General features: G+C 30.5%; 10 protein-coding genes, 1 other RNA gene and 1 pseudogene. 6 read left to right on the top strand and 6 right to left on the bottom strand.

The genetic code is table 11. The annotated features are described in order from the left end of the window. Nucleotide 1: 1 nt before the first annotated feature. The 5 genes from nadA to G4L40_RS08290 are packed head-to-tail and all read right to left on the bottom strand — an operon-like array spanning nt 2 to nt 4383. Nucleotides 2-937 carry a quinolinate synthase NadA gene (nadA, locus tag G4L40_RS08270; RefSeq protein ID WP_166236732.1) on the bottom strand — a complete coding sequence of 312 codons (936 nt, stop codon included), beginning with the start codon at nt 935-937 and terminating at the stop codon, nt 2-4. Nucleotides 938-973: 36 nt separating this feature from the next. Then, nucleotides 974-1408, bottom strand: a complete 435-nt coding sequence (locus G4L40_RS08275) for an RrF2 family transcriptional regulator (RefSeq protein WP_166236733.1) — start codon at nt 1406-1408, stop codon at nt 974-976. Between the two features lie 33 nt (nt 1409-1441). Continuing rightward, on the bottom strand, nt 1442-2164 hold the full coding sequence (locus tag G4L40_RS08280; protein ID WP_166236734.1) for an anaerobic ribonucleoside-triphosphate reductase activating protein: 723 nt from the start codon (nt 2162-2164) through the stop codon (nt 1442-1444). Further along, nucleotides 2121-2285, bottom strand: coding sequence for an anaerobic ribonucleoside-triphosphate reductase (gene nrdD / locus G4L40_RS13135; protein ID WP_166236735.1), 165 nt, complete (start codon nt 2283-2285; stop codon nt 2121-2123). Before nrdD ends, G4L40_RS08280 begins: the two co-directional genes overlap by 44 nt. Continuing rightward, complete coding sequence (locus G4L40_RS08290) at nt 2266-4383, bottom strand: ribonucleoside triphosphate reductase (protein WP_166236736.1); 2118 nt, start codon at nt 4381-4383, stop codon at nt 2266-2268. Before G4L40_RS08290 ends, nrdD begins: the two co-directional genes overlap by 20 nt. 717 nt (nt 4384-5100) lie before the next feature. On the opposite strand from G4L40_RS08290, the gene G4L40_RS08295 reads away from it, so the two are divergent. The 5 genes and pseudogenes from G4L40_RS08295 to G4L40_RS13195 all read left to right on the top strand — a co-directional run. Next, entirely contained in the window at nt 5101-5619 is a 519-nt protein-coding gene (locus G4L40_RS08295) for a hypothetical protein (RefSeq protein WP_166236737.1), read from the top strand. Beyond that, a complete protein-coding gene (locus tag G4L40_RS08300) occupies nt 5606-6934 on the top strand; it encodes a nucleotidyltransferase (RefSeq protein ID WP_166236738.1) in 1329 nt (442 codons plus the stop codon). Before G4L40_RS08295 ends, G4L40_RS08300 begins: the two co-directional genes overlap by 14 nt. Before the next feature lie 168 nt (nt 6935-7102). Further along, on the top strand, nt 7103-7723 hold the full coding sequence (locus G4L40_RS08305) for a hypothetical protein (protein WP_166236739.1): 621 nt from the start codon (nt 7103-7105) through the stop codon (nt 7721-7723). Between the two features lie 613 nt (nt 7724-8336). Then, nucleotides 8337-9245, top strand: coding sequence for a hypothetical protein (locus G4L40_RS08310; RefSeq protein WP_166236740.1), 909 nt, complete (start codon nt 8337-8339; stop codon nt 9243-9245). A gap of 233 nt (nt 9246-9478) precedes the next feature. Then, nucleotides 9479-10177: pseudogene (locus G4L40_RS13195) on the top strand (recombinase family protein); the annotation flags it as partial. Between the two features lie 790 nt (nt 10178-10967). On the opposite strand, the gene ssrA reads toward G4L40_RS13195, so the two are convergent. Beyond that, nucleotides 10968-11365: a transfer-messenger RNA gene (gene ssrA, locus G4L40_RS08325) on the bottom strand. Nucleotides 11366-11518: 153 nt separating this feature from the next. On the opposite strand from ssrA, the gene G4L40_RS08330 reads away from it, so the two are divergent. Continuing rightward, nucleotides 11519-12721, top strand: coding sequence for an NAD(P)-dependent oxidoreductase (locus G4L40_RS08330; protein ID WP_166236741.1), 1203 nt, complete (start codon nt 11519-11521; stop codon nt 12719-12721). Nucleotides 12722-12732: the final 11 nt, after the last annotated feature.

Raw genomic sequence — 12732 nt, forward strand, 5'->3', positions numbered from 1 at the left:
TTTAGTTTAGTGCTAACATTCTTTGAATTGGAAGTAAAGTTTTTTTGATGATTCCGTTGTCTAAATGCACTTCAGGGCTTTCATCTTGTAAACATTGATAGAGTTTTTCTAAGGTGTTGACTTTCATAAACGCACACTCACTGCACGCACACGTATTGTCCTCTTTTGAAGGAGCTGGAATTAATGTTTTGGTTGGATTATCCAATTGCATTTGGTGTAAAATTCCCGCTTCTGTGGCTACGATAAAAGTGTTGTTTGTACTGTTTTTTACATGATTCAACATGCCTGATGTCGAACCAATGTAGTGTGCTACTTTTAAAATATGCGTTTCCGATTCAGGATGTGCAATGATGGTTGCTGTAGGATGTTTTTTAAATAAATCGATTAATTTTTCTAGTGAAAATGCTTCGTGAACAATGCAGGAACCTTCCCATAAAACCATATCACGACCAGTTTCTGCAATTAAATATCTGCCTAAATTTTTATCAGGAGCAAACACTATGGGTTGGTCTTCTGGAATGGAAGCAATCACTTTTTTAGCATTGGAAGATGTACAAACTATATCGGTTAAAGTTTTCACTTCGGCTGTGCAATTTATGTATGTTACAACGGTATGATTTGGATATTTTTCTAAAAAGGCTTTGAATTCATCAGGTGGACATCCATCGGCAAGCGAACAACCTGCATTTACATCAGGAATGATTACTTTTTTATTGGGATTGACAATTTTAGCAGTTTCTGCCATGAAATAAACACCAGCAAAAACGATAATATCTGCCTCTACTTGCGACGCTTTTCTAGATAATTCTAAACTATCACCTACAAAATCAGCTATTTCTTGAATGGCTTCTTCTTGGTAATAATGGGCTAGAATAACTGCATTTTTTTCTTTCTTTAGAGCAAGAATTTTTTCTTTTAAATCCGTAATTGTTTCCATTAAAGGATGTTTTTATCTTCTATGTAAATAAATTTTTTAAAGCTTAAGGAAAGTCTCTCCAGTGTTGAATTCACTTATCAAATCCAAAAGGGAAGTCTCTCTAAGGGTTTTCTTCAAATTTTCACGTAATGGCTTATATTTATGATGAAATGGACAAGGTTGCTTGTCGGAACAATCATGAAGTCCTAAACTGCATCGGTCAAATAAGTCATTTCCGTCGATAGCTTTTACCAACTGGTCTAATTTTATTTGTTTCAATTGTGCTTTTTCGATTTCAAAACCACCACCATTTCCTTTAATAGAATTTATGATGTTTGCTTTTACCAATCGCTGCAATATTTTAGCCGTAAAAGGTTCTGGCGATTCAATTTTTCTGGCAATATCCCGAATACCACAACGTTTGCCTGCAGACGATTCTGAGGCAATGTAAATTGTAGCTCGTATGGCATATTCACAAGTTTTCGAAAACATATTTAAAATTTACACAAAGTTAGGCATTTTAAATCATCGAATTATGATTTTAGTCATATTCTGATTGATATACTTTTCCGAAATAGATTGCGAATCGGGTAGTGATGCAATGGTATTTTGATAGTTTCTGAAATTTTGAACGTAATAGTTTTTGTCGTAACCTAATTCCAATAAAATTTGCTGCATTGATGCAATATCCTTAGGATTTAATAAACAGAAATGATAAGTTGTTCGAATTTCAAATGGAATTGAACTCGCTTGAAGTAATTCAAAGCAACTTATAAATTGAGAATAAAAATCCGATTTCGTAATCGCAAAGAATTTCTCTTTCGGACCTTTAAAATCTAGTGCTACATAATCGATGAATTGTTCTTTAATTAATTTTTCAAGTACTTTTGGCTGACTTCCATTGGTATCAACTTTAATTAAAAAACCTAAACTTTTGACTAATTTGATAAATGGAATAATGTCTTTATGAATCAAACATTCGCCACCACTAAGCACAACAGCATCTAACAGGTTTCTTCTGGTTTTTAAAAAAGAAAATATTTCGGAAAAGTAAAACAAGCCTTTTCCGAAAACTATTTCTGGATTGTAACAATAATCACATTTCATATTGCACCCTGCAAACCATAAGATGCAAGCTGATTTATCAGGATAATCTAACAGTGTGAAGGGTGTAAAACTATGAATGGCTTTTTTGTTTAGAAAATCAAGATTTACATTCTCTAAAGTGGGTTCGTTGTTTGTGTTCACCTTTTTTTCCAATATTAAAACTTTCTACGGGTCTATGATAGCCCATTACTCGTGTATAAACCAAACATTTGGTTCTTTTTTCATTGTGTTGAAGCAAAGCTTCAGAGGTTTGTGTTTGCATAAGATGTTGTGTTTAAGGTTGCTAATAATTCTTCATCGCATTTAGGACAATATTCGTGTTCGCCATTCAAATAACCGTGTTTTGGACAAACGCTGAAAACAGGAGTTACTGTTATGTATGGCAATTTAAAATTCGTAATCACTTTTTTAATGAAATTACGACACGCTTCTACCGAACTTAGTTTTTCGTTCATATATAAGTGTAAAACCGTTCCGCCTGTGTACTGACATTGTAAATTGTCTTGTAAAAGTAGAGCTTCGAAAGGATCTTCGGTGTAATCTACTGGTAATTGTGAACTGTTCGTATAGTAAATATTTTCGTCTTCTCCCGCTTGAATTATATCGGAATAGCGTTTCTTGTCTTCTTTTGCAAAACGATACGTCGTGCCTTCTGCTGGAGTCGCTTCTAAGTTGTATAAATTGCCTGTTTCTTCTTGATAAGCTCTCATTTTGGTTCGAATGTGTTCCAAAATTTCGGTTGCGAATGCCATTCCGTAACCCGAAACGATGTCTTCTTTTCCATTAGTGAAATTTTGAATCATTTCGTTAATTCCGTTCACACCAATTGTAGAAAAGTGATTTCTGAAATGAGACAAATAACGTTTGGTATAGGGAAACAATCCTCTATCGTACATTTCCTGAATAAAAACTCGTTTTTTCTCTAAAGTTGCTTTCGAAATTTCTAACAAACGATCTAAATCAGAATATAATTTGGCTTTGTTTCCTTTGTTCAAATAACCCAATCGCGCCATATTAATAGTTACGACACCGATACTTCCCGTCATTTCCGCACTACCGAATAAGCCGTTTCCTCTTTTTAATAATTCGCGTAAATCGAGTTGTAAACGACAGCACATGCTTCGTACAGCATTGGGTTTGTAAGCATTTGGATTTTCAACTTTATTGCCGTTTTCATCATAAGTATATTGACTACCAATGAAATTCTGGAAATAAGACGAACCAATTTTCGCTGTATTTTCGAAAAGAATATCGGTGTTTTCTCCATACCAATCAAACTCTTCGGTAATATTAACCGTTGGAATAGGGAAGGTGAACGGTTGTCCATGCGCATCGCCTTCGGTCATAACGGTGTAATAGGCTTTGTTGATGAGATTCATATCTTTTTGGAAATGTTCGTAACGCATTTCGGTTATGTCAGAAACACCTCTTTCTTTAGCTCTTTGTATAAAATCTTCAGAAGTGATTCCTTTGAAAAGATGCTGTTCGTTTCGAGTTGGGATTTGCTCTTTTAAGTCATCAGGAACTACCCAATCCAAAGTAATATTCGTAAACGGCGATTGTCCCCAACGCGCTGGAACATTCAAGTTGTAGACGAAACTTCGAATTGCTTTTAAAACATCGTCATACGATAAATTATCTTTGAAAACATAAGGAGCCAAATAAGTATCAAACGAACTAAACGCTTGAGCACCTGCCCATTCGCTTTGTAAAATCCCAAGGAAATTCGCCATTTGTCCTAATGCTTCTCTAAAATGATTCGGAGGACGACTTTCTACTCGACCACGAACGCCGTTAAAACCTTCATTTAATAAAACGCGTAAACTCCAACCCGCACAATAACCAGTTAAACAATCTAAGTCGTGAATGTGAATATCGCCATTACGATGTGCGTAGCCTTCTTCCTTGGAATAGACTTTGTCTAACCAATAATTCGCAATGATCTTTCCTGCGACATTATTCACTAAACCTGCGTTGGAATACGAAGTATTAGCGTTGGCATTGATGCGCCAATCGGTTTGGTTGGTGTATTCTTCAATGGTTTGGGTACTGTCTACATAAGTACTGTCATCATTTAATCCATTAACGTGTTCACGTTGAAGTTTTCTTGTATGTCGAAATAACATAAAAGAGCGCATAGCTTCATAATGACCATATTCGTAAAGTGTTTTTTCAATCTTATCTTGAATGTCTTCTACTGCCCAAGTGTCTTGATGAGACAACAATTGGAACACCGTTTCAATAACTTTTAGGTTTAAAGTTTCGCTTACACTGGCAAAAGCTTTTGTAATGGCTTCTTCTATTTTGAAAGGTTCAAATGGTAAATACGTGCCATTTCGTTTGATTACAAATTTGTCCATATTGCAGAATTTTATTGTGGTATGAAGCAAATTTAGATATTAAAAAGACTTTTTAGTCTTGTTTGAATAAATAGTAATCAACAATTTAATGGTAATTATTGTTAATAAGTTGTTTTGTAAATAATTATTTATAATCCACTCATAATTGTAAACGAATATATTTTGCTATTTAAAAAAAGATGAAGTAAATTGATTCTATAAATGATCAAAAAATAGATAGTTTAGTTATTGGTTGTCTGTTGATTTGGTTCAATAATTAATTTTTGAGAATATTTATTTTTATTTATATGGTTTACGGTTTTCCGTAAAATTTATTGAAACCCTTTATTTACTTTAGCTCCCGAAGGTACCCCCGTAAAAATACCTGGTTTGAAAATCAGGTATTTTTACGTGTTGTTTAGCACCTTTTTTTTCTTATGTTTGAAAGTAAGTTTTTTATGACAATGGTTAATCGGAATCCAGAACAAATCTTTCGAGATGTAATAGATAAGCAGTTGTTTGCTAGCGATAGTGTGATATATAATAAGACGTAAATTAACTTAGTGTATAGAGTACCAAAAATATTCAGCAGATTAAAGATTTATAAAAAACAATACGCAACAATAGTTGAGCATATCTACCCATAAAACATCTAGCTATGTTAAACTAAATAGCAAAAAAAATGAGCATATAAATAAGTTGTAGGCAATGCTTTAGAACATCCAAAACATTAATACTATGGAACAAATTATCGATTTTTTTAATCATCCTTTTTTTATAATAATTGGAGGAATTACTACACTAATAGCAATTATTAGCTTTGTATATGGAGTATATATAATCTTGAGCGGTGTTATTCCTGTTTGGATACGATTAGGTAAAGGATTATCAAATAAAAAAATTGCCTTATATGCTGAAAATGAATACGAAAGCCTAAAAAGTTTACTAATTGATTCTGGCTTGTTTAAAGCTAAAAACATTGAAAAAATCAGCCGTGATTCTATGGCAAAAGGCGAACGGTATTCAATGATGTTAGTTAATTACCCAGAGTTTTCAGATAAAATACCTGAAATACTACAATATAAAAAAGACAGTGATTCATTAATCGTCTATGCTCCGCAAACTGGTGGAAGGTTGGAACCAGATTTAATGAATCAAATCAATGATAATCGAAATTCTATAGTTGTCAATTTTAGAGGCAGATTATTAAATGATATAGTAACATCTATAATTACAACTACTTATGAAAAAAGATAGAATTAATTCACTTTTACGGAGCTTTGTTAAAACTGAATTATCTCCAACGCAAGACGATATTATATTTGTTTCAAAATTATATCAATCTTTCAACGAACTATTAGGTACAAATAACTGCATTCAAATTGGGTCATATCCGCGATACACAGCTGTTAAACCAATGCACGATTTAGATATATTGTATATCATTGGAGATTGGAATTCAGCCAACATAATTCCAAAGCAACTTTTAACTGAATTAGCAGAACGGTTTGAAAAAGAATATAAAAATCCAACTAGCTATAAATTGAATATCGAAGTTCAAACACACTCTATTTCATTTAAGTATATGCTAAATGAAAATGAAATTTTTGCCGTTGATTTGGTTCCAGCACTTAAGTCAGGAATAAACGAATTCGGAAAAAGCATGTTTTATGTTCCAGAAATAATTAAATTCCATCGAGGAAATAAACGAGCAGATTACTACAAAAATGCAATCGAAACTCATAAAAGTATTGATTGGATTAAAACCGATCCAATTGGATATATTGAAGTTGCCGCAAGCATAAACAAGCAAAATAAAGATTTCAGAAAAAGTGTAAAATTTGTAAAAGGATGGAAAAATGCTGCTAAGACGAAAAACGAAAATTTTAAATTGAAATCTTTTCATTTAGAGCAATTAATAACTAGAGATTATAAAATTAATTCTTCCCTCGAAATTTTTGATAGCATATTTAATTTCTTCACAAACCTAAAAAAAGATATAGAAAGTCCCAATATTCGAGATAGAGCTGATGGAACGAAATATATAGACAATTATATAAAAGATATTACTTCGTCAGAAAGAGAACTAATTCATCAAGCTATTGACGCTATATTAATTGCATTTGAAGAAATTAACGAACAAACTAATATTAAAGACATTATACAAAGTGGTTTTTATATAAGACAAAGTTCTATGGAGAATTTTTTGTTTGATCAAAAAATTCCAATTTTAATTGATTCTGACTATACCTTATTAATTGATGGATTTGTTGAGAAATTAGATGGATTTAGAAAATATCATGCAAATCTAAAAAATGCTGGAGGCGTTGTAGATACAAAAAACAGTATTGACTTTAAAGTAGTTACAAATAACACAAACTCTCAAGTTCTTAAATGGAAAGTAAAAAATGACAACACATGCTCCGAACCACGAGGAGAAATAAATGACAACAAAACGAGTAATAATCCCGAAAAAACAGCATTTATTGGTAAGCATTATGTAGATTGTTTTGCAATAAAAAATAATGTCTGTGTTGCCCGTGATAGGGTAAACGTTATTGTGCGACAGTAGCACAGCCAACAACACATGCTAAATCTCATGGCTGGGTTTTCGGTAAGTTGTTCGTTCTTTTTTCCAAACTTCGCTCCTAATAATGGAGAAAATAAAGTTCCCAAGCCGCAACGAGCTCTAGCATGGGAACGTTGTGCACAATTTTAAACCAAAATAACTAAAAAAAATATGATAAAATTATTCAGAGAAAAAAAAATTAATGATTTGTTTATAACTGCTGGTCGAAACATTATAAAAAAAGCAGATAGTATTAACGATTATGAATTATTTAATAGTGAAGTTGAAAGTTTAGCTATAAAAACATTAGCTCCTTTAAAATTGAAACACTTATCAATTGATTTCGAAAATAGAACCGCAGAATCAAAAATGATTGATATTCCTGCTGAAAATTTTCCAAGGAATTATGACGTAAGAAGAGGTCAAAAATATCCATGTGCAAGAGTTTCATACTCTTATAATCTTCTAAGTAATAATATTGAATTACTGTCAGTTTCTCCAATAAATTTTACAATTAGTCAAATTGTTGATACAAATGTTGGTAAAAATAATTTCACTATACATTATCAGACTTTATATGGAAATTTAAATTTAACTGATGAAATTAAAAAAGAAATAAAAAATTGGGCAAGTTCGTTAGAAGATGAAATGAAAGAAGTTGTTAAATGTATTAATAAAGAAATTGACACTTTCAATATTGATATTCTTGAACTTTTAAAAAAAGCTATTGAGGATAGAAAAAACAAAATTATCTCCAAAAAGGATCAAGATAACGATTTAAATGATTTCTAAAGAAAAACTTTGCCACAACAGCCGTTTGCTTCAATTACAACTTCCTGATTTTGCATTGGAAAATCAGCTACTGAATGAATTTTTTTGTTATATTTTTAATTTGCAGAAGAAATTATAGAAAACATAGAAGCAGCTTTAGATAGTTTTTAGCTATTATTGCGAGTTTGAAGGGGTAACCTTATGAATTTAAATTAAAACTAGTATCTGCTCAGGTTTGATACTAGTTTTTTTGTTTTTATAGAATTTATTATTAAATGTTTTTTCAATTAGATAATAAACTTTAAAGTATATTAATTTCAGTTTAATTGTTTCTTTGTAGCTTTTCAAATTTCTTATTAATTAGTTTCTATTTATATAGATTTACTACTTTCTTCTACTACTATTTACTACTTTTTCTACTACTATTTACTACTTTTTTCTATTACGATTTACTTCTTTTTTTCTATTACGATTTACTACTTTTTCTACTACTATTTACTACTTTTTTTCTACTACGATTTTCCATCTTTTCTTTTTTTTTCGACTTATTTCTTATTAATATTTTTTAATGATAATAAAAGTTTGTTTTATTACAAACTTTTATTTAAATTCGTATTCTAAAATAATATAACAAATGATTAATGTTACAGATTACTTCTATGTTTTAGAAAAAGCACCTGATTTAGTTGATAAAATTCAGGAAAAAGTGTTTTTAAAAACAGAAATTGATGTAGTTTATTCTGATATAAAAAATTGGGAAAGATTTAATTTGTTATCTGAATATGACGAATCCAAAAAGGGTAACTGGAATAAAATTAGTTATTCTGAATATGTATGGATAAGAATTGTAGAACAATTAAAAGATTTTGGATGTAGTAATGAAGATATTATACTATTAAAAAAATATCTTGTTAGTAAATATAAAGTAAATGATTACTTAGTATTATTAAGTGAAATAAAGAAAATCATAGGAAATAAAAATTTTGAAGTATATGATCAGTTTTATACTGAATTAAGCGAATCAGATCCTGAAAAAGAATTTAATTTTAATATGTTAGATATTCTTATAGTAAATGTGATTTATTATGGTGAACAACTTTCTTTATTTATAAGAAAAGATGATTCAAGTTTTTTTCTACCTTTTTCTAGTACTATGTTAAAAGAATATAGTAATTCTGGAGTTACGAGTTTAGTTGATGATTTTCTAAATTTTCCATTTTATAATATTCCACTAAGTAATTATGTATCTAAATTTTTAAGTAATAAAAAAGAATCAGAAAATGTTTTTTTTACTATGATACTATCGGAACAAGAAAGTAAATTACTAAAAATTATAAGAAAGAATTTTGAAAAAATTAAACAATTAAAAGTAAAATATAAAACAGGTAATATCGAATTAGTTGAGGTTACTACTATAAAAAAAGTCGCATTAGAAAGTAAAATTATCAATCACATAAAAAAAGCAGATTACAAAAAAATTACTATTGATATAGCTAATGGAAATATAGTAAATTTTGAAGATACTGAAAAAATAAAATTATGATACTGAAAAACTCAGATCTATAAATAAATAGTAAGCTTATCGTAGAAAGCGAAAGTGATGCACATGTCTAATTAACATGGTTTCATTTAAAGAATGTAAAAAAATATTAAACAAAAAAGGGACTAAATATTCAGATGAGAGTATTAAAGAGATTAAAGAACTATTAGAGTTTTATGCAAAATTAACTGTTGAAGAATTTTATAAAAAAAATAATTATGAAAAGAGCAGTCATAATGTGTCGTGTAAGTAGTGATGAACAAGCTAAAGGATATAGTTTGGATATTCAATATGAACAGTTAGTAACTTACTGTAAAAGAAACAATATTGAAATAGTAAAAGAGTATCGTGAAGACCATTCTGCTAAAAATTTCAACAGACCAGAATATCAAAAGTTTCTTGCTTTTTTAAAGAAAAATAAAGGGGCTATAGATTTATTACTTGTTACTTCCTGGGATAGATTTTCAAGAAATTTGACAGATTCACTTGTAATGATAAGAACTCTTGAAAAATATGGAGTAGAGGTTCAAGCTATAGAACAACCAATTGATATGAGAATTCCTGAAAACAAAGCTATGTTGGCAATGTTTTTGGCTATTCCAGAAATCGACAATGAAAGAAGATCAATAAAAATTAGAGGAGGAATTCGTGCAGCACTTAAATCGGGTAGATGGTCTAGAATGGCTCCTTTAGGATACAAAAATTCTAGAGATGAGAATAACAAGCCAATTGTTATTGTAGGACATAATGCCAATTTAATTCAAAATGCTTTTAAAGAATTTAGCGAGGGTAAACCACAGAGTGATATTATAAGAGATCTGAGAAAAAAAGGAATTAAGGTAAGTAGAAGCAATATGTCTAAATTACTTAGAAACCCATTTTATATGGGTAAAATAATTATTCCAAAACTAGGAGAAGAACCTACTCAAATTATTAACGGCATTCATGAAGCAATTGTATCAGATAGTTTGTTCTTTAAAGTACAAGATGTATTAAATGGAGTTAAATCAAATAAGAAAGAAGTGTATTCGTTTCAAAGAGAAGAATTTCCTTTAAGAGGTATTCTTTTTTGCTCTTCATGTAATGCAAAGTTAACGGCTAGTAAATCTAGAAGTGCAACAGGGAGAAGATATGCTTACTATCATTGTAATTATTGTAATAATGAAAGATTTCCAAGCGAAGATGTTAATTATAATATGGAATCTATTTTGGGAGAATTTCAGTTTACAAAAGAATCAAAATTACTATATGAGTTGATGGTAAAAAAATTGTTGAATAATAAAACAGGTGAAGATGAACTATCACTTGATAAATTAACCGCACAATTGAACGAACAAAATATTCGAATCCAAAAACTTCAAGATTTATATGTAGATGGTAATATTGATAATGAAAATTATATGTTGACATTACAGCGCTATGAAGGAATAAGAAGAGATTTAAAAGATAGAATTGAATCATTAAATGTTACTGATCTTACATACGGTAAATGGTTAAAGTCTGGTATCTCAGTTCTAGGTAATCTTAATAACTTCTATAAAAATGGCTCTGTAGGAGATAAACAAGCTTTATTAAGTTCGATATTTCCTGAAAGAATTTATTTTGACGGGAAAAAATGTCGAACTCAAAGAATCAATGAAGTTTTACGAGTTATAATGTTGAATAATAGTGTTTTAGAAAATAAAAAAAGTGGACAAATCTATAAAAATTTAGAGTTGTCCACTTTAGTGGAGTCGGAGAGAATCGAACTCTCGTCCAAACAAGCAATCAAAAAGCTTTCTACACGCTTAGTTTCTTCTTGAATTTTCGACCAAAAGCAAGGCTAGAAACTGCCACTTTTAGCTTAGCTTTATCAGTGTCAAGAAGGATTTAAAGCTTTACCTTCTCTAGGTTTACTTTTACGGTTCCCCTATACCAACCGCCATAAACCAAGGCTTTTGAGGAGAATCTAGCTTTCCTACCTTGTAGGAACTAGGCAAATCTTACTATAATTCAGATTAAGCAGCTAAAGCGTAATTATTTTCGCCGTTTATAAGTTCGTACATTTGGATTTACGAGCTAAACATACAACGCTCGACGTGCTTACTAATCAATTCCACTCGCTGTCAAAACCAGTCGACCCCATTGTGAAAATTAGCTTTTTTGAATAGTATATTTATCAAAAAGTGAGCCAAAAGTACTATCAAATTTTCAATAAAAAAAACTGTTGTGCAAACAAAGGTAAAAAGTTATATTTGTAACATTAATCAAATGTTTGGTTACAAAATAATTTTAGCATGAAGTTTGGTATTATTAAAGAAAGAAAAAACCCACCGGATAGAAGAGTTGTTTTTACTCCAGAAGAGTTAGTTAGGTTGCAATCTGAACATCCTGAAGCAGTTGTAAAAGTAGAAAGTTCAGATATTCGTGTTTTTTCTGATGAGCAATATCAAAATCTAGGAATTAAAGTTGATACAGATGTTACAGATTGTGATGTTCTTTTTGGTGTAAAAGAAGTTCCAGTTGACGCATTAATTCCAAATAAAAAATATTTTTTCTTTTCTCATACGATTAAAAAACAACCTTATAATCGTAAATTATTACAAGCAATTCTTGAAAAAAACATCGAATTGTATGATCACGAAACTATTGTTGATGCAACGAATAGAAGATTAATTGGTTTTGGTAGATATGCCGGAATTGTAGGAGCATACAATGGATTTAGAGCTTTTGGAATTAAATATGATTTATTCACTTTAGCAAAAGCAGAAACTTTAAGCGGAAAGGATGAGTTAATTGCTCGTTTAAAACGACAAACACTTCCAAATATAAAAATTGTGCTCACTGGTCATGGAAAAGTTGGAATGGGAGCCAAAGAAATTTTAGATGGAATGAAAATAAAACAGGTAAGTGTTGCTGATTTTTTAGCTAAAAATTATACGCAACCTGTTTATACACAAATAGATGTTCTTGATTATAATAAAAGAATTGACGGTCAAGTTTTGTCTAACGAAGATTTTTATAAAAACCCACAAGAATATATTTCAGATTTTGGTCGTTTTACAAAAGTTGCTGATATATATATGGCTGGACATTTTCATGGAAATGGAGCGCCCGATATTCTAACACGTGAAATGCTTCAAGCACCAGATAATAAAATTCAAGTTGTGGCTGATATTTCGTGCGATGTGGATGGTCCAGTTGCATGTACTTTAAAAGCTTCAACTATTGCAGAACCATTTTTTGGCTATTTACCAAGTGAACATAAAGAAGTTTCGTATACACATCCAGCTTCAATTATGGTGATGTCGGTTGATAATTTGCCTTGTGAGTTGCCAAAAGATGCTAGTGAAGGATTTGGAGAAATGTTTATGCAACATGTAATTCCAGCTTTTTTTAATGGCGATAAAGACGGGATTCTTGAGAGAGCAAAAATGACAGAAAATGGAAAATTAACACCTCGTTTTTCTTACCTACAAGATTATGTCGACGGTAAATAATTAAAAAAAAT

This window comes from Flavobacterium celericrescens (assembly GCF_011392075.1).
Taxonomy (GTDB): Bacteria; Bacteroidota; Bacteroidia; order Flavobacteriales; family Flavobacteriaceae; genus Flavobacterium; species Flavobacterium celericrescens.